The 21573-nt window shown below is 53.6% G+C and carries 21 protein-coding genes and 1 pseudogene; 12 read left to right on the top strand and 10 right to left on the bottom strand.

Annotated features, from left to right (window positions below):
• Positions 1-53 precede the first annotated feature (53 nt).
• Complete coding sequence (locus tag IIA05_11380) at positions 54-2111, bottom strand: hydantoinase/oxoprolinase family protein (GenBank protein MCH9027695.1); 2058 nt, start codon at positions 2109-2111, stop codon at positions 54-56.
• A gap of 77 nt (positions 2112-2188) precedes the next feature.
• On the bottom strand, positions 2189-3106 hold the full coding sequence (locus IIA05_11385) for a hydroxymethylglutaryl-CoA lyase (protein ID MCH9027696.1): 918 nt from the start codon (positions 3104-3106) through the stop codon (positions 2189-2191).
• Between the two features lie 193 nt (positions 3107-3299).
• Here IIA05_11385 and IIA05_11390 point away from each other — a divergent pair, with 193 nt between their 5' ends.
• From IIA05_11390 to leuD, 4 genes are read left to right on the top strand one after another with little or no spacing between them, the layout of a single operon-like run.
• On the top strand, positions 3300-4514 hold the full coding sequence (locus IIA05_11390) for a CoA transferase (protein MCH9027697.1): 1215 nt from the start codon (positions 3300-3302) through the stop codon (positions 4512-4514).
• 5 nt (positions 4515-4519) lie between these two features.
• Positions 4520-5155: an isochorismatase family protein gene (locus IIA05_11395; protein MCH9027698.1), complete on the top strand. Its 636-nt coding sequence runs from the start codon at positions 4520-4522 to the stop codon at positions 5153-5155.
• A gap of 34 nt (positions 5156-5189) precedes the next feature.
• Positions 5190-6596 (top strand): 3-isopropylmalate dehydratase large subunit, encoded by a 1407-nt coding sequence (gene leuC / locus IIA05_11400; protein MCH9027699.1) that lies wholly within the window; start codon positions 5190-5192, stop codon positions 6594-6596.
• A 32-nt stretch (positions 6597-6628) separates the two neighbouring features.
• Entirely contained in the window at positions 6629-7204 is a 576-nt protein-coding gene (leuD, locus tag IIA05_11405; GenBank protein MCH9027700.1) for a 3-isopropylmalate dehydratase small subunit, read from the top strand.
• Between the two features lie 266 nt (positions 7205-7470).
• Here the strand turns inward: leuD and IIA05_11410 are convergent, their stop codons facing one another.
• Positions 7471-7710, bottom strand: a complete 240-nt coding sequence (locus tag IIA05_11410) for a DUF4242 domain-containing protein (GenBank protein MCH9027701.1) — start codon at positions 7708-7710, stop codon at positions 7471-7473.
• A 265-nt stretch (positions 7711-7975) separates the two neighbouring features.
• On the opposite strand from IIA05_11410, the pseudogene IIA05_11415 reads away from it, so the two are divergent.
• The 5 genes and pseudogenes from IIA05_11415 to nadA all read left to right on the top strand — a co-directional run bounded on the left by IIA05_11415 (position 7976) and on the right by nadA (position 12509).
• Positions 7976-8089, top strand: a pseudogene (locus IIA05_11415) (transposase).
• 16 nt (positions 8090-8105) lie between these two features.
• Positions 8106-8999 (top strand): hypothetical protein, encoded by an 894-nt coding sequence (locus IIA05_11420; GenBank protein MCH9027702.1) that lies wholly within the window; start codon positions 8106-8108, stop codon positions 8997-8999.
• Between the two features lie 141 nt (positions 9000-9140).
• Complete coding sequence (locus tag IIA05_11425; protein ID MCH9027703.1) at positions 9141-9512, top strand: DUF2237 domain-containing protein; 372 nt, start codon at positions 9141-9143, stop codon at positions 9510-9512.
• A gap of 531 nt (positions 9513-10043) precedes the next feature.
• Positions 10044-11438, top strand: a complete 1395-nt coding sequence (gene hemN, locus IIA05_11430) for an oxygen-independent coproporphyrinogen III oxidase (protein MCH9027704.1) — start codon at positions 10044-10046, stop codon at positions 11436-11438.
• Positions 11439-11453: 15 nt separating this feature from the next.
• Positions 11454-12509 (top strand): quinolinate synthase NadA, encoded by a 1056-nt coding sequence (nadA, locus tag IIA05_11435; GenBank protein ID MCH9027705.1) that lies wholly within the window; start codon positions 11454-11456, stop codon positions 12507-12509.
• Between the two features lie 7 nt (positions 12510-12516).
• On the opposite strand, the gene IIA05_11440 is transcribed toward nadA, so the two are convergent.
• Positions 12517-13152: a gluconate 2-dehydrogenase subunit 3 family protein gene (locus tag IIA05_11440; protein ID MCH9027706.1), complete on the bottom strand. Its 636-nt coding sequence runs from the start codon at positions 13150-13152 to the stop codon at positions 12517-12519.
• 10 nt (positions 13153-13162) lie between these two features.
• Positions 13163-13693, bottom strand: a complete 531-nt coding sequence (locus tag IIA05_11445; GenBank protein ID MCH9027707.1) for a TlpA family protein disulfide reductase — start codon at positions 13691-13693, stop codon at positions 13163-13165.
• Between the two features lie 78 nt (positions 13694-13771).
• Between IIA05_11445 and IIA05_11450 the strand changes: the two genes are divergently transcribed.
• A complete protein-coding gene (locus IIA05_11450) occupies positions 13772-14002 on the top strand; it encodes a hypothetical protein (GenBank protein MCH9027708.1) in 231 nt (76 codons plus the stop codon).
• Positions 14003-14151: 149 nt separating this feature from the next.
• Here the strand turns inward: IIA05_11450 and IIA05_11455 are convergent, their stop codons facing one another.
• From IIA05_11455 to IIA05_11475, 5 genes are all read right to left on the bottom strand, one after another.
• Positions 14152-14742: a sterol desaturase family protein gene (locus tag IIA05_11455; GenBank protein ID MCH9027709.1), complete on the bottom strand. Its 591-nt coding sequence runs from the start codon at positions 14740-14742 to the stop codon at positions 14152-14154.
• A 66-nt stretch (positions 14743-14808) separates the two neighbouring features.
• Positions 14809-15540: a hypothetical protein gene (locus IIA05_11460; GenBank protein MCH9027710.1), complete on the bottom strand. Its 732-nt coding sequence runs from the start codon at positions 15538-15540 to the stop codon at positions 14809-14811.
• Positions 15537-17999, bottom strand: coding sequence for a mitochondrial fission ELM1 family protein (locus IIA05_11465; protein ID MCH9027711.1), 2463 nt, complete (start codon positions 17997-17999; stop codon positions 15537-15539). Before IIA05_11465 ends, IIA05_11460 begins: the two co-directional genes overlap by 4 nt.
• 237 nt (positions 18000-18236) lie before the next feature.
• Entirely contained in the window at positions 18237-18872 is a 636-nt protein-coding gene (locus tag IIA05_11470) for a c-type cytochrome (protein ID MCH9027712.1), read from the bottom strand.
• A gap of 10 nt (positions 18873-18882) precedes the next feature.
• Positions 18883-20103: a carbohydrate porin gene (locus tag IIA05_11475; protein ID MCH9027713.1), complete on the bottom strand. Its 1221-nt coding sequence runs from the start codon at positions 20101-20103 to the stop codon at positions 18883-18885.
• 550 nt (positions 20104-20653) lie between these two features.
• Here IIA05_11475 and IIA05_11480 point away from each other — a divergent pair.
• Together IIA05_11480 and IIA05_11485 are read left to right on the top strand one after the other, a co-directional pair.
• The gene (locus tag IIA05_11480; protein ID MCH9027714.1) at positions 20654-20920 is read left to right on the top strand and encodes a hypothetical protein; all 267 of its coding nucleotides are present in this window, start codon (positions 20654-20656) and stop codon (positions 20918-20920) included.
• Positions 20921-21129: 209 nt separating this feature from the next.
• On the top strand, positions 21130-21402 hold the full coding sequence (locus IIA05_11485) for a TMEM165/GDT1 family protein (GenBank protein MCH9027715.1): 273 nt from the start codon (positions 21130-21132) through the stop codon (positions 21400-21402).
• Positions 21403-21573: the final 171 nt, after the last annotated feature.

A 21573-nucleotide genomic window follows, 5' to 3' on the forward strand; every position in this document is an offset into this window, starting at 1 on the left:
TTAAAAGGCTTTGGAGTACTTTCGACTAGTTTGGCTGTCATCCTTATATGCTCCTATTTCTCATTCGGTCGGATCAGAATATTTCCCAGTTTATCAACCTCGCCCGTGTGCCCGGGCAATATCAAAGTCGTGGCATCCATTTCAACGACAATCGCAGGCCCGGCTATCCTGTTGCCGGCCTTGATTTTGGAACGATCGTAAATGCGGGCTTCCTGGTCGCAGTTATCAACAAAGATGGTTTCAGCCCCCATAATCGCTGCAGACGCGTCTTTACCCCCCGACTCGATCAAAGGCGCCTTAACCATTGTAGCCTCGCCCTGGACCACAGCGCGCACATTGACCACCTCTTTGTCGGCGTCCAGGGCAAAGGTAAATAACTGCTCGTGGCGCTGGTCATATTCATCGGCAATGACATCCAGACCCTTGCTCCGCAGTTCATCCAGATCGACTTCGATGGTCAACGACAAGCCCTGACCGTGGTAGCGCACATCCACCTGGTAGCTGTTGGTTCGCTCCCCGCGGGGAACGTTTTCTTCGTCGAGTGACTGCGCCGCACTCTCGGCAAGCTGCTCAAGAATCGTGACCAGTTCCTCGCTGCTGGTGTCCGGAAAACGACGAATGAAAGTACGCGACGCTTCGTCACGGATCCTGGTTGTCGCATCGCCATAAGCGCACAACACGCCAGGACCGGGCGGAACAATAACGGGCCAGGAATTCATCAAGCGACCCAGCGCATTCGCGTGCAGCGGACCGGCGCCTCCAAAAGCGATCAGCGCGAAATCCCGGGGATCATGCCCTTGTTCGACCGAAACGAGTCGCAACGCGCCAACCATATTTTCGTTCACTATATCGACCATACCGGAGGCAGCTTTTTTTAGCGGAAGATCCAGCGCATCGGCTATTTTTTGCACCGATTTTTCCGCCAGCTTGCGATCGAGATTCATTTCACCGCCAAGACGGGCGGCGGCGGGCAGATATCCCAGCGTAATGTTGGCATCGGTAACGGTCGGTTCATCACCGCCCTGGCCATAACAGGCCGGCCCCGGATCCGCTCCGGCGCTTTGTGGGCCGACTCTCAGCGCCTTGGTCAATTCGGGCACATGCGCAATCGAACCGCCACCGGCGCCAACGCTACGCACATCGATCGATGATGCGCGTACGGTGATGTCACCGACGGTCGTTTCTCTTCGCAGCTGGGCAACGCCATTTTGTACGAGCGCGACATCGGTCGAGGTACCACCCATATCAAAGGTCAACAAGTTGTCAAAGCCCGCCTGTTTGGCAATCCAGATTGCGCCGCTGACGCCGCCGGCAGGTCCACTCATCAACAGGTTGACCGGCAAATTTTCGGCCGCTGCAGCCGATGCCAAACCACCATCCGAACGCAGAACGTGAAGTTGCAGGTCATCCATGGTCTTTTGCAGTTCGCCATGCAAATTCCGTATATAGCTGGCCACGCGCGGCCTGACATAGGAATTGGCGACCGTGGTTATCGCCCGCTCGTACTCCTGCATTTCCGGGACGACTTCAGACGACAAGGATACCGGTATGCCCGGCATGACTTCATTGGCGATTTCGCGTATCTGCTTTTCGTGTACATCGTTTGCGAACGCGTTTATCAACGAGACGGTCAGCGCTTCAATCCCCTGGTCCTTTATTCCAGCAAGCGTTTTTCGCATCGCATCGACATCGAGATCCTGGATAATTTCCCCTTTCGAACTGATCCTCTCCTGCGCCTCGACGGTCAACGCAAGCGGCGCCAACGGGTTGCTCTTGTTGTAGATTACCCAGCCGCCAAGCCCGCCCGGCACGAATGAGCGGGCGATTTGCAGCACCTGCCGGTAACCGCGCGTCGTAACCAGGCCAACGGTTGCGCCGGTCATCGTCAGGACGGTATTGGTCGCCACCGTCGTGCCATGCATGACGTGTGAAATCATCGAAGCATCAATTCGGGCGCTGTCGGTTACTTTTTTTATTCCGGTCAGGACACCGATCGATGAATCCTCCGGCGTACTGGGCACTTTTGCGGTAAAAAATTCACCGGACTGCTCGTTGACCAACAGCAAATCCGTAAACGTACCGCCGACATCGACACCGAGACGAAAACTCATATTGCCACCTTGTTCCTGTTGTCAACCCTTGTTTCGGGGGGATCGTTATTGCAGAAGTGTATGTTGTCTTTATCGGGTCAGTCCAAAACCGATTCCTTCGGCGGCGGAAAGATTCCAGCCTTCGGAATCAGCGCAGGCAGGCTGTGCCCGAGCTTACTTTCAAGCCATTCACTCGTCTCTACCAGCTTTTCCAGGTCAATTCCCGTTGCAAAACCTGAGCGATGCAACATATAGACCAGGTCTTCGGTTGGAATATTGCCCGTGGCATGCGGTGCAAAAGGACAACCCCCCATTCCCCCTACGCTGGCGTCGATCACATCGGCGCCAGACTGTATGGCAACGTAGGCATTTGCCAGGCCTGTATTCCTGGTGTTGTGAAAATGACAACGAACTGGAATATCGCCCGCCATCTGTTTCAATTTTGACACCAACGAAGCCACTTGCGCCGGTACGCCAGCACCTATCGAATCGGCGATTGCGATTTCATCAGGGTCTTCCTCCAATACACGCTGGGCAATGTCCAATACATGTTTTTCTGAAATCTCGCCTTCGAACGGGCAACCAAATGCTACCGATACCATGATTCCCGCTCGAATATTTTTCTTTTTGGCTTTCGCAGCGATTGAACGCCAGGCCAGAATCGACTCGTCAACACTGGCGCCCTGGTTCCGCTGACTAAATGTTTCGCTGGCCACCACCACCATCCCTATTTCGTCTATGCCGGTGGCGGCTGCTCTTTCAAAACCGCGGTCGTTGAGTACCAGGCCGATGTAACTGACATCCTTGCGCCTGGGCAACTCGCCGATGACTGCTTCCGCATCGGCCATTTGGGGCACCTTTTTCGGATTCACGAAACTTGCGACTTCGAGCCGGCGCAGCCCGGCGTCAATCAGCCGATTGATCAATTCGACTTTAAAGGCGGTCGGTAATTCGCAGGATTCGCTTTGCAGGCCATCCCGGGGGCCGACCTCGGTGAGCGAAATTCTGTCGGTCATTCAGTACAATACCAAATGCAAAAATAGTGTTATATTGTATACAATATCGCTAATGTTACCAACAAATATGGCTAATAAGACCGAAGAATTGATTATATTGTATGCACTTTGACTTTTTGTTCCTCTGCTTGCTCAAGCATGGAGGCACCAGAAATCCCGCTGCAGAACGATTCCAGGGAGCGAATTACACCTAATGTCCACCGACAATAATCAGCCCGGTGGCCCGTTGTCGGGGCTACGGGTTATCGAATTGGGAACGCTGCTTGCGGGCCCTTTTTGTGGGCAGTTAATGGGTGACCTGGGTGCAGAGATTATCAAAGTGGAAGCGCCCGGCGTGGGTGACCCTATGCGCCAGTGGGGTCAGGAAAAAGCGCATGGCAAATCCTTGTGGTGGCCCGTCATTGCCCGCAACAAGAAATCGATCACCGTCAATCTACGGGTGCCGGAAGGACAGAAAATCATTTGCGATCTGGTTGCGAAATCAGATTTCCTGCTGGAGAATTTCCGTCCCGGTACCATGGAAAAATGGAATTTGGGCTATACACAGCTCAGCAAGGCCAATCCTGCCCTGATCATGATCAGGGTGTCGGGCCAGGGACAAACAGGCCCCTATGCCAAACGCGCCGGTTTTGGCTCCATCGGCGAAGCGATGGGCGGCCTGCGCTATGTCTGTGGCGACCCGGCAAATCCACCGAGTCGCTTTGGCATCAGTATCGGCGATTCGCTGGCCGCGACTTTCGCCACGATCGGCGCGCTGGCCGCATTGTATGAGCGAAATCGAACTGGAAAAGGTCAGGTTGTCGACTCCGCTATTTACGAAGCCGTCTTGGCGATGATGGAATCATTGATTACCGAATACGACCAGGCAGGCTACATTCGCGAACGAACCGGTCCGGTTCTACCCAATGTTGCACCATCCAATATCTATCCGACCAAAGACTCCCGCTTCCTGCTGATCGCCGCCAACCAGGACACTGTGTTTAAACGGCTGACACAGGCGATGGATCAACCGGAGCTGGCTGAAAACGAGCGCTACGCAAGCCACGCTGCCCGTGGGCAGCACCAGGCGGAACTCGATGACCTTGTTGCGAGCTGGTCTGTCCAGCATACTATTTCGGAACTAATTGATATCCTTGAAGAAAGTGGCGTGCCGGCCGGGCCGATTTACCGGGCGCCAGAAATGCTCGAAGATCCCCATTTCAAGGCCCGGCAAGCTATTATCAAGATCATGCATCCGCAATTTGGCGAACTGGCCATGCAAAACGTAGTACCCAAGCTTTCACGAACACCCGGCAAGGTACACAGCCCGGACCCGACACTGGGTCAGCACAACGAGGAAATATTCCAGGGCCTGCTCGGCATGGAAGATTCGGCAATCGAATCACTCAACGATGCCGACGTGATCTGATACAGATGCCCGATGATGCAGGCAATGCAACGATGGACCCTGGCTTTGGTTATAAACTCGACTTCGGTGGCCAGCCTGCACTGATTATCGTCGACTTCGTCAAGGCCTACCTGGATCCGGAGTCGCCTTTGTACGCTGGTGTTGAGCAGACTTGCGAAAACTGCTCGGTATTGCTGACCGCGGCTCGGCGGGCCGGCATTCCAATATTCCACAGCAATGTCAGCTATGAGCCTGGTAGTGACGATGGCGGTATATTCAAGAAAAAGTTGCCCTTGCTATCGGTTTTCGACCGAGGATCGCCACTCGCTGAATTCGCCGACAAGCTGCAGCCAAAAAACGGTGAAATTGTTATTACCAAGCAATACGCCAGTGCTTTTTTTGCAACTTCCCTGTCTGCATCCCTGGTTGCCGCCGGGATCGACACTTTGATCATCGCCGGCGTGACCACCAGTGGCTGTATCCGGGCTACGGCAGTTGACGCTATCCAGCACGGTTTCATCCCGATCGTCGTCGAAGATGCCGTTGGCGACAGAGACACCGGTCCTCATGAGGCCAATCTATACGATCTGCAGGCAAAGTATGCGAACGTAGTCAGCCAGGCCACAGTACTGGATTACCTTGAGAAAATTAGCCAAACCTGATCAATGACAGCATGCAGGAACGCAAAAACCTGAGATGAGCAGCCAGGCACAAACTTTATTTGAGAAAGTCTGGAACCGTCACGTGGTCGTTCCGGAGTCGAGTGACACGCCGGCAACGCTTTATATCGATTTGCACCTGATTCATGAAGTGTCGTCTCCACAGGCCTTTTCCCTGTTGCGGGAAAAAAACCTGCCCGTCCGGCGGCCTGACAGAACCCTTGCTACGTTGGATCATTCAACGCCAACCGATCCCGAACCGGCAGCGCGGACGATACCGATAGTCACCGCGGACGTGGCCAGGCAGATCCAGGCTCTGCAAGATAACTGCGCAAAATTCGCCATCCAGTTGTATGACCTCGGGTCTGAGCAGCGAGGCATCGTGCATATCATCGGACCGGAACAGGGATTGACCCGACCCGGAATGACCATCGTCTGCGGCGACAGCCATACGAGTACCCACGGCGCTTTTGGTGCGCTGGCTTTTGGCATTGGCACGACCGAGGTCGCGCATGTACTGGCCACCCAGTGTCTGCTGCAGAATAAACCCGCCTCGATGGCAATCAATATCACCGGCAGCCTGACCGATGGAGTAAGCGCCAAGGATCTGATCCTGGCGATCATCGGGAAAATAGGTGTCCGTGGCGGCATCGGTCACGTCATCGAGTATCGCGGCGAAACCATCGACTCACTGTCCATGGAACAACGAATGACGGTCTGCAATATGTCCATCGAGGCAGGGGCGCGGGCTGGCATGATCGCGCCGGATCAAATCACTTTTGATTACCTGGAAGGCAGGGGAAAAATGCCGACGGGAGCGAACTGGTCTGAACTGCTAAAGAGCTGGCAGGATCTGTTCAGCGACAACGACGCAGTATTTGACCGGCAGGTCGATATCGATGCCGGCGGAATGAGGCCGATGATCACCTTTGGCACCAACCCGGGAATGGTCATGTCTATCGACGACTGCATCCCGGAAAAAGGCACAGACGAGTCATTGGATAAGGCGCTGGCCTATATGGGGCTTGAACATGGTCAGACATTGCTCGGGCAGAAAATCGATATCGTTTTTATCGGCAGCTGTACCAACGCCCGTATCAGCGACCTGCGGGAAGCCGCAACCCTGCTGAGAAATCGCAAAATTGCCAAGGGACTGCGGATGCTGGTCGTTCCGGGGTCACAGGCAATCAAGAAACAAGCCGAGTCCGAAGGGCTGGCACAGATTTTTATCGATGCCGGCGCAGAATGGAGGGAATCGGGTTGCTCGATGTGCATTGCGATGAACGGCGATACCGTCCCACGCGGGCAATATGTATTGAGCACCAGCAATCGCAATTTTGAAGGACGCCAGGGAAGTGGCGCTCGCTCGATCCTGGCCAGCCCGTTAACCGCTGCAGCAACGGCAATAAACGGAAAAATATCCGATCCCGTTGAGCTGATGTAAACGATGGCCCATTGCCGACTGGAAAACGCATGATACAGACCATTTCGATTATTCGTTCCAGGACTGTCGTATTGACCAACCGGAATATCGACACCGACCAGATTCTCCCCGGCCGTTTCCTGACGACCACTTCCCGGCACGGCCTGGGTCCGCATCTTTTTGCCGACTGGCGCTATGACGATCAACAAAATCCGAAGAAAGATTTCCCGCTGAACCGAGTTGAGGCGGCGGAATACCAGGTCTTGGTCGCCGGCGACAATTTCGGCTGTGGCTCATCACGCGAACATGCGACTTGGGCTTTACTGGACTATGGCATCCGCGTCGTGATCAGCACCCAGATTGCAGATATCTTCAGATCCAATGCGTTGAAAAACGGCTTACTACCGATCATCGTCGAGCCGAAAATCCACGGCTGGCTGACCAGACACGCTGGCGAGTTTGTGGAAATTGATCTGCAAGAACAATCGTTGACCATGGCGAATGGTAATATCGTGGGATTCCCGATCGACCCGTTTGCCAAGACCTGCCTGCTCAACGGCGTCGATCCCCTGGGTTTCCTGCTGCAGCAGGAGGCGGAAATCGCAGCCTACGAAAAGTCTGATTCATGACAGAAAAATAAGCCGATATTCGCAGAAAGCAAAAAAAGAAAGCCCGCCGAAGCGGGGCCTCTCTTTTCCGATCAGGTCGCGCAGGATCAGGTGCGGTCTTCGCAACCGTCTCGATCGACATCTATTACCGCTGTTTCGAGCAGACAAGCATCGGCGCCGTCTGGCACTTCGTCGTCGTCCGTATGGACGACACATGGATCGGTGCCGACATCGCAAGCTTCGGTGAGGGCGCTCTTAGGCCGTCACGATCCTCATCCCCACTACCGTCACCCGCGCGTCGACATCACTTCCTGTATAAAGTCACACTTGATGCCGGCCTTCGCATGATGCTTGGCAATCGCTTCGGCGTTCGGGGCGTCCAGCACACAATAGATCTTGTTGCCCTTCTCGCTGAACAGGATGTCGTGGTGCGTGACCCCGAATTCGTCCGGCGCCGCGTCCTGCAGTTTGTTCAGCTCGTCCGCCGTGAACGGCGTCATGGGATGGGCATCGATAAACTTCGGCACGGTTGTCACCTCCTCCCGCTTTTCGGCGGATTTGCCGTTGTCGTTGTTATCTGTTGAGCTTAGTACAAATTCGAAGAATTTGCCGGGTGGTTAGCTGAGCCTGACCTTATTGACCAGCCTGGAATGTCCGTATATGGACTCCTCCTTTTTGCAAGCAAGCCGTATGGTCTTGCCCCAGTCTATGTGACACTTCCGGGCTATGCTTGGACTTGCCCCAGTCTAGATGACACTTCCGGGCTATGATTCGAGCATAGGAGGAAGTGAAATGAGCAGGCAACGATATTCGCCAGAATTTAAAGACGAAGCAGCCCGTCAAATAGTTGATCGAGGGTATTCTGTGGCAGATGTTTCAAAACGATTGGGCGTGTCAGCGCACACCGTATAACCTTGTCACCATGATCAGCCGGCAATTTTTCCCCCTCTGCTTGAGCCTATGTCTCTATCTGTTTTGCATCCAGGACAGTTTGGCCCGTGTTGATATCTGCCGAACGCCGATCGCTTATTCCCATTTAACAACGGAAATTATCAGCCATAACGAGTCCGCTATAGAGAGAAACCTCGGTGATACTGAACAGGAGAATTACAATCTTGATCTGATGATCAAATCCGCAGCCTACAGCCTGCTTTTCGGGTTCGGTTACCACTATTCGATTATTGATATCAGCACGCTCGACCCGCAAACCAACGGCCATTTACATACTTTTTTTCTGCCGCTGCACCGGATCAGTCACAATGATGTCGGGAGTTTTCGTTTTAGCGTTGCCCCCGCTCTATCTGCTTCCTCCAATGTAATGAAAAACCCCGGCCAATACACGGCCGATGCATTTCAACTGCTGGCAGCACTGGTTTGGGACCGGCGCTTATCCGATCGGGTGAGCTTGCAATATGGCCTCTGCGGTGATCACCGTTTCGGTAATTATCGAATTTATCCTTTGATTGCTGTCCACTGGCAATTTAATCCCGTCTGGACATTTGAGTTGGGTTACCCGACGTCACAATTGCGTTATCGGTTTTCGACCGGATCGACTTCCTCACTGCAGATCACTCCGGATGGCAATGAGTGGTATGTTTCGGACAAAGACCTGGGCCAACATTCTCAATTCGTTTACCAATCTTATGCGCTCGAATGGTCATTTGATTGGCAGTTAGGCGCGAAACTGACTCTGACAACCAGCGTTGGCAGGCAACTTCACAATCGCTATGAAATGACATTGCGCGATGGCAGCCGGGTCCGCCTCGCCGGCGAGTCAGCGACACGTTTCGCGGCCAGGTTACGCTGGCGTTTCTAGCAACAAACCCTCGCTGGCAACTACACAGCTAAGGCCTGCACGGTTTTTTGGCATTCGGCTCCGTATAAGCTGGATGGGTTTCCACCAGCACTGATTTCCATGTTGTAAACTCTGCCCACAATCGACCTGAGGGCACCAGCTATGGACCGGGCAGTAAACGTATTCGGCGAGGCACTGGAGATTTGCAGCGAGAATCCGAAAGCCGGCTTTTTCCGGGATGGCTGCTGCAACACCAGCGACGAGGATTTAGGATCGCACACCGTGTGCGTAAGGCTGACCCGGGAGTTCCTCGAGTTTTCGCGATTCCGAGGCAATGATCTCTCCACGCCAAGACCCGAGTTCGGGTTCCCAGGTTTGCAACCCGGTGACCGCTGGTGCCTTTGCGCAGCGCGATGGCTCGAAGCGCATGAGAACGAGATGGCGCCTCGTGTGTTTCTCAAGCGGACCCACAGACGCGCTCTCGAGATTGTATCGCTCGATCTACTGAGACAGTTCGCGGCGGATCTGAACTGACAGCCGACAAAATATGGTGCCGGTTGAACTGGCACCGTAATCGTCTTTGCTCGTAACACTCTGTTTTATATGGCGCGCCCGGAGAGATTGATTCGAATCGCCTTAGGGCGATTCTCGGGTCTGCGACCCGGCGTCGCTGTGCTCCACCGTCCAAAACGCTCACACGTTTGGTCGAACTCCCGACCGCCTGGTTCGTAGACAGGGTTGCCAGATTTCTGGCTCTTATTAATCAACAACTTACGCGGCCCGCCCTCACTCAAGTCGCCGCCGAGTGCCGCAGAGGCACGTGGAAACGTGGCGCTGCCCTACGTTTGGGACTGTGCTGCCCACATAGGTATTTCCCGATATCGTCCTAGGCGAAACTGCTCATTGTACGTGTGCTACTGATACTTATACTTTATGTGCTGGGTTTCGCTTCGCGTGGCTGAGTTTGCCTGCGGTGCGGCGTATCCACGTGACGTCAAGTTCGAGGAACGGTTTACCTCGTTCTCCGCAAGTCTTCCGTAGCAGTGGAAATCGATTTACTGGATCATGGCTTTCGATATTCAATTCGATCCCGAGCTTGCCCAGCGTTACAACGCAACGGGGCCTCGCTATACGTCCTATCCAACCGTCGCCGAACTCACTGAAGATTTCAACGAGCTGGACTATCGGCGCTTAGTGGCACTCAGTAATGGTAATACACTTCGTCGTTCATTATCGGTTTACGTACATATACCCTTCTGCCGATCACTCTGCTACTTCTGCGGTTGCACCAAAAAGATCATCAATGGTGCAGAACAAGCAGATGCTTATCTCAAACGACTGCACAAAGAGATTCAGATTGTGGCTAGCCTCTATGATCACGAACGAACCGTGGAGCAAGTTCACTGGGGTGGGGGTACTCCGACTTTCCTGAACCACGCGCAGCTCACCGATCTGATGGGCGCACTGAAAAGGAATTTTAATTTGAGCACTGGCGGTGATCGTGAATTTTCGATTGAGATCGATCCACGCGGGATGGCATCCGAGAAGATAGCGTTGCTCGCGAATCTCGGCTTCAATCGAGCCAGTTTTGGCATCCAGGATTTCGACGATCGTGTCCAACATTCGATCAACCGAATCCAGTCTGTGGATGAGACTCGCCGCGCCATCGAAGACGCACGTCAGTATGGATTCAAATCGCTGTCCGTGGATCTGATCTATGGGTTACCGCATCAAACCGCAGAAAGCTTTAGCTGCACTCTCGATACCATCATCGACATAAGGCCCGATAGAGTCTCGGTATACAACTATGCACACCTGCCGGATTTATTTAAACATCAACGTTTGATCCTAAAAGAAGACCTGCCGACACCGGAGGAAAAGTTCCACATACTGGGAATGACCATAAAGCGATTTAAAGAGGCGGGTTACACCCACATCGGTATGGACCATTTCGCTTTACCTGACGATTCACTAGTCAAGGCGAGACGTAATCGTGACCTGCATCGGAACTTCCAGGGATATTCGACAAAGCGCAATTGCAATCTCGTTGGCTTGGGTTTGAGCGCTATCAGCAAAATTAGAGGCCATTACAGTCAGAACTACAAGACACTCCCTCGCTATTATGCGGCATTGGATGCTAACCGCCTACCTATCTGGCGAGGTCTTATACTCAACAAAGACGATGTTGTACGTGGAGACGTTATCGAAAAAATCATGTGCTACGGTCGATTTGAGTTTCCCGAGCTTGAGCGTCGACATGGCATCAATTTCAGAGAGTATTTCTCAAGCGAACTCCAACGTTTGAAATCGCTGGAAGACGATGGCCTCGTCAGCGTTTACGAATCGAGTATTGAGGTTCTCCCAATGGGAAGATCATTCCTCCGCAACATTGCCATGAATTTTGATTCCTACCTGTTCAACGCCAAGACTAAAGGAACTCGTTTCTCCCGCACCGTTTAAGGCTATCGGTTCACAATGACAATATCTGCTGCAAGTATCGATTCCACCTTTGACTTGATGCGGTCGAAACTGCACAAGGTCGTACCCGATTTCGAGCTGCGATATAAGGCCGAACTCGTTTATGACATCAATCAACTGAAGGAAAAGCGGGGAGCAATAATTCTCGGTCACAACTATATGGAACCGGCCCTGTACCACACGGTCGCCGATGCAGTCGGCGATTCTCTGGAACTTGCCAGAAAAGCCGCCTCGACGAGTAAGGATCCAATCGTCTTCTGTGGCGTGCGTTTCATGGCGGAAACCGCCAAGCTTCTAAATCCTGAAAAAACCGTCTTGTTACCTGCCGAGGGAGCGGGCTGTTCCCTGGCAGCCAGCATAGCGGCTGAAGATGTACGCCGGTTGCGCCAAGCTTTTCCTGGCATTCCGATCATCGCGTATATCAACACGTATGCCGAAGTAAAGGCTGAATCCGACATTTGCTGCACATCAAGTAATGCAGCGAAAGTTGTCGAAGCTCTGGATAGCGACACAGTCATTTTGATACCAGATGAGTACCTGGCGTTGAATGTGGCAAACGAAACGGGGAAAAGGATACTCTTCCCTACGAAAGAGACTGAGATGCGCCTAAGAGCCATGGACCGAACGAATTATCAGATGATCGGGTGGCATGGCCGATGTGTAGTGCACGAGGTGTACGATGTTCTCGATATTCAGGCTATCCGAAAACAATTCCCCGGGGTTGTTGTGCTGGCACATCCGGAATGTAGTGCAGAGGTGGTTGACGCTTCAGACTTCTCGGGGAGCACTTCGCGAATGATTGAGTATGTTCGCAATACCGATGCGCCCTATTATCTTCTGTTAACCGAATGCACGATGGGCGATAACATCATCGCCGAGAATCCCCAGAAGGAGATCGTTCGACTCTGCAGCGTGCGCTGCCCCTTTATGAATGAGATTACACTCGAAGACACGCTGGCAGCTCTTCAGGAGAATCAACACGTCGTGGAGATCCCGGAGGAAATTAGAGTCCCGGCGAAACGTGCGCTGGACCGGATGATGGAAATCCAGTAGGTGGCAACTAACTCAGGCTACGCACCGCGATTATTTGACATTTGTCGGCCGGCGGCCTTAGGAAATCCGGCTGATGTTCCAACCACCGCCAGCCAATTTCACCAGGATTGCCGCCATAAACGAGGTCCGACAACAGCGCCTCAAAGAGGTAATACAGCAACAGCGATAACCAGGTACGACCCCAACGCGTCTGATCAGCCAGGTAGCGTAGTAACTGATCCCTTTGCCGGTATCCCAGGCTGTTGAACAGAACATCGAAGCGTTCACGGCTTGCGTCCTGCAGTCGGCCGACTCCATTGACAATGGTATTTCGCGCGTCTGGGTCAATTCCGGGGGCCGTGATCACCGCCTCGAGGTATGCAGCAGCGTTGACGTCCATCGCGCCTGGAGAATCCGGTCCGCTTGGGAACAGGTGCTCCTGGACGATCTGCAGGACCTGGCGTTGACTAGCGGAAAATAACGCGAACGATGTCTCCTGGGTCAAATCCTTACGCAATACATAAGGCAATCCTATCAATGCTGCAGCGGTTGCCAGTGCGGCGCCTTCCCGCAACAGAAACCCACGCCGGCCCAGGCGGCCGATCTGCAACAATTCTTCCACCAATAGTTCGTCGTTAGACTGATTATTCTTCCGCTGAATCACTTCTGATCAATCACTTCTTACAAACCAACTGAGCCGTATCTTTTGGCGATATATACGGCAATAGCCAATCTGGCAGATGGGTTGCCACGTATTCCGGTACACTGTCCCGAAAACGAATAATGCCGTTGATGTCGACAATGAATTCGGTCGGTACCTTGAGCACCCGATATTGATCGGTTACTGACTCACCGGCATCGAATGCCGTTGAATATTTAATCTGGTAATCCTCTTCGAACGATCGCATCTCCTCTGGCGAATCGCTCCAGGTCGTATTGATCGCGATGATTTCGATCTTATCCCCAAATTGCTCCTGTAATTTCTGGTACCGGGGTGTCTTTTTTATGCAGTACGGGCACCAGGTATTCCAGAAAACTGCATACACGGGCTTTTGTCCGCGATAATCGGATAACCGAAATGTGCCGCCATCCTGCGTCGAAATCTCGAAATTCGGTGCCACCTCGCCAACGCCGGAAGCAGCCGCCGGAACACTGATCAATAGCAGAACCAAAGTTATCAAACTAAGTATTAGACTTGATTTCATGAGTCCTATCGCCAGTAAATGTCTATCCAATAGGACCGACGGGGGAATTATTTTATAACTGCGCGTGGCGATGCGACGTTGCGAAAAATACCTATCATCGAGAGCGGTGCACTTGCTACGAAATTGCTTGCTGTGGAGCAGTTTGAGGCGCCATTTACCGTACGCGGCGACCAGACTATCGTCTTGCAATACGTACAAATACTTACTGAAAATATTCGCGTTGGTTTGCATCAATTGGGGTGGAGCCAAGAACGCTTTTTACTAGGATTTTTTTGGGCTACCGCACGATCATCACAATTCTCCGCCTGAATACGGACTTTCTTGCAACAACCCGGTTACACGCTGTGAAAACGGAACAGTGAAGGAAAAGCTACAAGTGGGATGTGTTGAACTGACAGGCGATGGTAGTTCGATTTCTTCTAGCGTATCTGTTCAACCTATGCTCGTCGCTAAAACGATCAGTGAAGCGTGCCGAATACCCAGTCCCAGAATGGCGAGCTAATACCGAATTTCGATTTATCTGACTTGTAATGATGTTCCAGATGGTGACGTGTCACCGACTTCAGGAACGTATGTCGTATCTGAAGATGATGTGTTGCATAGTGGATATAGTCATAAATTATGTAGCCAACAATAAAAAACGCGAAAAAGGGTTCGAGCCATGGTGCAGGTATCAGCAAGGAAAACAAAACCCACAAAATGGCCATAATTATGACCGCGCCGAGCGGTGGCATGACCAGCCTGCCCTTGTCGTCCGGCACCTCATGATGGACGCCATGATACAGGTACACCAGGCGCTTGCCGAATGAACTTTTGGCGGGAAAGTGGAATGCGAATCGGTGCACCAGATACTCCATCAGGGTCCAGACGATCAGGCCGGGCAGCACCATTGCGGCGACTTGCGCAACCGGCATTTCCTGTACAGCCAACGCGCGCCACAACAAGTACACGACCACCGGCGACCAGAACAGCAAAGGGACGATTGGGTGAACGAAGGTTAACGACTCGAGAAAATCATTCTTGAAAAGCCTGACCGATTTATTGCTCATGGGTGGTTCCTGTATTTCTCGGTACGATAATGTGTTGAACGCCGCGCTTTTGAAACATTTGAGCTTTTAGCTATGCGGCGCTGATGACAAACCGCTTGGCAGACCACCTGCCAGGCGGCGCAGCCGCAGGAGGGGAGTCAGGCGATTGATCACGACTATGAAGACCTTGCGCATTCGGTCTTGCGGGCAATTCAGTTCACGAACGCCGTGCCAGGAATGAGCCCCTCTGGCGAACAGCAGGCTATAGTTGCCGATAGCCTGCGAGGTGGCCACGGACTCCAGATCCTCGAACTCCGGGTTCGGTGCGCGATCTCTACGGTGTTTGTCGCTCAGTACCACGGTTTGTCCGCCCCATTCGGGGTCCCAGTCCTCGGCCGTGTTGAAATAAAAGACCTGGGAGCCATACTTGCGCGCCGCATCCAGATGTGGCGAGACCGAACAGCCGGCCGTTGCGTAATGCCAGTGACAATTAAGGTCGAATCGCTGGATTCCCAGCATACGGCATACGAAATCATGGTATTCCGGACCCCGCAATTCGGCGATGAATTCTTTCCACGCCTCGGCAACGGGCAGGCCGTCTGAGTACTCCAGCACGTAGCGATCATGAGCCCGCTGGCCGTGTTTGCGCCGGTACCCGAAGCTTTTCTTGAACAAGGAGACATCGGGCAGAGTTTCAACCAGCCGCCGGTGGCCGGCATCGGTCAGGACTCCCTCCGGGTTGATCCACGGAAACGGGTCCTGAGACTGAAAATCATTGTTACTCAAACTGTCCAACCGCTCTAAATTCAGGTAATTCATGCCATTCTCCCGCCGCCGGCCGAACCGACTGCTGATTCACGGCTCGCGTGTTGCGGCCAATCCTTCACGATTGTCGGGTCATTCATGGGAGACCCTGCAAGGTGTGCTCTCAATCCCAGTATCTTCCGCACCTGGCGGGCCGCGGCATCGGCTACTGGTAAACCGGCACGATCGGTTTTTGTCACCAACGGTGCGCTGAATGGATGGGCGATGCCCAGTCGGATAAGCGTCTGGTGCAACGCCGTCAGGTCGCGAGGCGGAACGACAATGCCGCGCTCGATGAGCCGTGCGCAGAAATATTCCAGGCTCTGTTGGGGTCTGACCGTTCCCCGCTTGTTCAACGGGCGGGCCTGGGAGCGTGCGAAAATCGCTTCCTGGAAGAATTTCCGCGGGTTCGACCGTTGGTCGGCTTGCGGGTACATATAAACGGGCTTGCCGGAAGCGGCGGCGTCGGCCAGCAGAGACTCGTCATCTCCCGTCACGACAAGCGCATCAGCCAGATCCAGATAGGCCAGGTAGGTGACATCGTCGTGCCGATTCGGCGACCAGGTGTGCACATGCCTGGATTCCCCCAAACCGGCAACCAGGGCCCCGGCAAAACCCGGGTGCGTCCGCCGGCTGATTAGGGCGAAAATAGACCCACCGGCCAGGTGAGCGAAGGTCTGAATTTCCTCGCCTATACGCCGGCCCGTCTTCGTATCGTGGGCCGCCCCGGTACTGCCTTCGCCGAGTAACACTACGATGCGTGGATGCGGCGCCCGGCCGAACAAGTGAGGCCAATTTTCGTGCGCCTGGGCAAGCCGCTCCGGGGTTATCTGGGTCAGGCGGGTCACGGTCTCGATTCGCCGGGGATTGGGTGGCAAGTGGTAGTATGCGGGACTGACCACGATGTCGAAGTGATCGGCGACGGCGTCTCCCGCGCCATCTACCCGCACGCAACGCGTACGACCCCCGCTTTCCCGGCAAAGCCGGCGTGCCCAGGCACCGGTGTGTCGGTTTGCCGCGATCACCAGGTCAGGCCTGGCGCCGGGCGTGTCGAACGGTGAATGTGTTAGCTCGTATGGCCAGCCCAGCGCATCGGCGAGTGCTATGGCCTGAGACGTGTCGCCGGGATTGTCGTCGGCGAGTACCCATACCCGGGGAACGTCGTCCCCGCACCAGCCGATCTCGCGCGACGCATGTGATTTGGGGTCATTGGCGCTGCGGTTGTTGAATACGAGCTTCCACTGTACGTGGGGATGACGCTCGGCAGCCGCCTCGAACCATGTCTTCCACCAGTTCTGTTCGCGTGGCCGAGTATGCAAGCAGGTTCCGTCGGCCAATATCTTTTTCCGGGGAGAGTCCTCTATGATCACGTAAACGAACCGTTGTGCCCAGTCGAACAGGTCCTCGATCACCCACGGTACGTCTTCGTCCGGGATGTAGTTCAATGCTTCCGTACATACCACCCCATCGAAACGCTCCACGGGACGTGAGCCGCCGGAGGGTCCGGCAGGATAATAATGGGTGATATTTACGCCGGATTGTCCGGCGACCGGTTCTGCACGCACCTTTTCCTCGGCCACTTCACCAGCGAAGCAGTATTTAAGGATCGTCGCCGACCTGGTTTTCTTCATCAGGTTCCGCAGGCCCTCGGCTTCCATTACGGGGGTGGGCGGCCGAACGATCCGCTGCTCGTGAGTATCCCCTTTGACCTGGCGCGCCCGGAGCCTGGTAAGCAGGCTCGTGTATTGGGCGCTGGGCCGTTCGGCTGTGAAGACATGATATCCGGCAAGATCGGCGGAGCGTTCCAGGTCGTACCAGACCTGGCCTACCGGATTGTGCTGATAGACGAAGAGTTGTGGCAGGGGATGCCATGGCTGCGTGTGGAGGATGGTCCAGTGCAGGAGCTTCGAGCGGCCCGGTACATATTCCTCATCCCGCGCGTGCCATTCGGCAGGCAGGTCGCCGCGCAAACCGGGCACCGTCCGTACCTTCTTCAGTAGCTTGTTCTTACGCCCATGCTGGGCTTCATCCAGGGTCCAGATCGATTCCATCCGCGCGCAGTCGATCAACATCACCGCGGTGTCCAGCAGGGCGGTCGAGGAAAGCGGCGGTACGGTAAGGATGCCGCAGTCACCCATGTCGGTATCGAACAACTCGGCGGGGTCGCCGAGGTACGCCTGATCCACGTCGTTCCAGATTGCGCGTCCAGTACCCCCCGCGAAATGTGGAATGGCAAACCGGTAATTTGTGAATCCCGTGAGCCATCTTCGCCGGTTGAAACCGGCGAGTTCCTTCATCAGGTAGATTTCATAGATTCTGGCTGGATCCCGGACGCGTTCGATCGACCAGATAAAAATCCGTTCGGCCCGGTAGTGGGCTGGTTCGGTACCGAGAAAAATTCGCACGGGCGGCTTGGGGCTCGGCGTCACGCCATCGGCTACGCCCAGCACCACGCACTCGGGCTCGGGCCGCATGCCGGATGCGTCACGGCATCTGTTGTTCCGCGACGAAAAAGTGTTTCGCAACAGAGATGGGATTACATACATAATGGAGGCCAACACTCGGAAATAATGTGTGGCTTTCTCGCGGGCAATCCACGCCAATCGTGTTACCGCCCAATACGGAAAGGCCAGCTGAACACCTTCCTAAGATCGGCGGGTGACGTCTATAGGTACTTCTACGTATCGCGGCCAGACCGAAAATGGGCTCGCCTAATCTGATGCTGATTTCCCATCGAATGTTGTACGCAGGTGAGCAATTACCGCAATAATATCGATGTCGCTAAGATTAGGATTGCCGCCTTTGGCAGGCATCGCCAATGGGGATCCCGGACTCTGGAACCCGTTCAGGATGCTCTGAAACAGTTCTTGGTCGGATTTTCTAAGCGGTCCATCGGGCGCAGTAAAATCAGTCACTCCCGGTAATGCCCCTTTGCCGTTAGCACCGTGACACGCGACGCAGGTCTGCTGATAAATATTTGCCCCGGCAACCGCATCGACTCGCGACATGCCAACGGCCTTCTCGGATGGTGAAGCAACAGGCTTGCTTTGTGAAATTTTGTTTCCAGTTGGGTGATTACTCGCTTGAAGAAAAGCCAGTATGTCTCTGGCCTCTTGCCCAGTGAGACCTGCACGCACGCGCATGTGCGAAACTATCACGCGCCAGTACTGATCTTGAAATTCCTGCGGACCGCGCATATTGTGGCAGCGGCTACAATTGGCTGCCCAAGTCTTGGCGCCAACCGTCACGTCACCAACCGAATCATCGGCGTGTACCGGTTGTAGCAGCGTTATTGTCAGGAAAACGATAGCGGCTATGCACATCACAGAACGATATAAGCTGTTCATTGTTCTCTCCTTAATAGCCGTATGCGAGCTGGATAAGCCAGCGATCTTCGTCGCTTGCGCCCCCCGCATCGTTGTCGTTTATTTCATAACCAAATTTCACAATCGCGTTGGGTGCAACGAGATAGTTAAGCCCAATAGCCCATTGCTGTTGCTGTTGACTCGCATGCGGTGTGTTGAGGTCGGTATAGCGCAGTACGCCTTCCCAGTTGTTGTGGCCAAACTTGTATGCGCCTTGTACATACAACGCTTCCCAATCGCCACCCTCTGGCGCTATGCTGGCTACCGCGTTATCAATCTTCTGTTTGATGTATTCGCCACGCAGCTCCAACTCACGCCAGTGGTACACAAAATCCACTCCGAGTGCGTTATAGTCACGCGAAGGATCGTTTTCAACCTCAATACCATCGTTTTCCGTAACCGCAGCGTCGCCAAATGCAGCAGACAAACCAATTTCAAGATTCGAAACCGGTAAGAACCCGATACGACCGCCCAGGACTTTGTCGCCATCCGCATCCCGGGTAAATCCGTCGGTCAAAACGCCATGGACCTCGCCGCCTTCTCCTTCGAGTTCCGGGCCATTACCGACGTAAAACGCATAATTTATACGCCCTGCACCGAATGGCGCGCCGCCGCGCAACTGAAACCCAACCTCGGCAATCGGTGCTGCGCCATCGTGACCGAAACCGGGCGGCATGGATGGCAGTTTGTTGATCCAGTGAGGATGTAAGTTTTGTCGAAACTGGCCAAGTGGGCTTAAGAATTTGCCGCCAACCAACACTAAATAATCATTCAAGAAGAAATCAATAGTGCTGTATTCTAAGTTGATCTCGGTCCCTCCCTCTTCCTCCACCTCAAACTCAAGCTCTGCTTCCCATAACACAAGATCTTTATATTGAAAATGGAAGATCGGGTTGAAATTGGCGCTATTGAATGCACCCGTACTATTCTCTTTGTCCAAGTAGCCAACCGAAGCATAACCCGCGACATGAAACGCGGATGTCGCATCCCGCCATTCACTAGTTAGCGCGACCACTTCGGTTGCGCTCCTAATCTCTTTTTTGGCATCCTGAACCTGCTCGCGCAATGACTCGATCTGTGCCTCCAGTTGTTCCAACCTATCCTCCAATGACTTGGTATCCTCGGCCGCCATAATCGGCGGTCCAACCGCGGCGAGACCCAGGATCACGAACGCAATGGTTATCAATTTAGATGATCTTCGTATTACGCTCATTTGCGCACTCCTTAATTGTCGATGTAGGAAATTTGTGAGCGTCATCTGGCCAAGAGTAAAAGTGACTAAAATAACTTACCTTACATGCACCCAATAATGGGGTTGCACCGGATCTGCAACTATTAGGAGTTATACGTAGGTTGATGGGTAAATTTCGCATAAAGTGTAAATCGCTCACCAGACTGCCCCTCCTGAAAAATAATAATCGTGTGTCAGGTGGCCTAATCTGTTTTCCACAATCTCCCCTCAATCCCGGCGTCTGAATCGGGCGCCTCAGCAAGCGGCTAATAGGTGCGCTCGATCACGTTCGGCGAATTTCGCATAGGAAGTATCGAGAATGGCGTCGTGTCCTGCACCGAAGACCATTCCGGCAATACCATGGAGCCGCCCATGATGCCTTGTGCCAATCTGCAGCAGTCGACATATCCATTATGCGAACTCCTGGGCCGTACCCCTATCAGTATTGCCTACCCGTCAATAGTGGTAATTACTAATTTAGAATGTGCGCGATCAACCGTATATTTCAATCTGAAACTAGGAGGACTTAGTGATGATGAACGAAACGGTACGATTTGAACGCACACAGATCGTAATGCCGGACTTCGAAGAGCAAAAGAAGTTGACGGAAGATTGCAGTCAGGGACAGGTCCGCGAGCAGGAAATCACCGAGATTCGAGAGATTCATTCGCGGGAAGATATACGGGACGCGAAGTTGAGAAAACGAATTTCGCAGGGTCGGCGGCGCCGTCGGCGGTCGCAGCGCATGAATCTCGACGAGACCAACCGTGCGCCGTCCCTTTTCACCTGGCGCTACTGAGCCTTGTACTGCAACACGATTTAGGCGCTCAGTTTGCCATTTCGTGCGCCCAGAACCGGAGCTAGAAGTGCAGTGCCAATCAGGTTGGAATTCTCGTGCAACTCTGCGCTTTTACATAAATTTGATGCCCAAACAGAACCCTTTGTTGCGAACGCGCGATTTGGGATGAATGATCGAATGGCGTGCATTATAGACAGGATCCTTTGCCTATGGATTTCAAATTAGTTGCAACAGTATTCCTAACCATTTTTGTCGCGGAAATAGCAGATAAAACCCAAATTGCGACATTGCTATACGCGTCAAATGCCCAATACAGCAAATTGAGTGTGTTCATAGGCTCAGCTCTGGCGCTCATGGTCGCGTCTGGGGTCGCGGTACTTGCCGGGGTCGCCCTGAGCAACTTGATTAATGAACGGCTAATGGCCCGTGTCGCCGGCATCGCGTTTATTCTGGTGGGTACATGGACAATTATTCGAGCCTGAGACGCCTACCGCCACCGCATCATCGGCCGCTGCAAGCGAGACCGAGCGTGCACCGGATATCAGCACGAGCATCACAAGCACACTGACCCAGTTCAAGGATGGCTCTAAATCTATGTGATCGAGTCAATTGATGGATTGCCCGCGATTAGATCATCTGTGAGTGCGCATGCG

The organism is Pseudomonadota bacterium (genome assembly GCA_022572885.1).
Classification (GTDB): Bacteria; Pseudomonadota; Gammaproteobacteria; order Steroidobacterales; family MnTg04; genus MnTg04.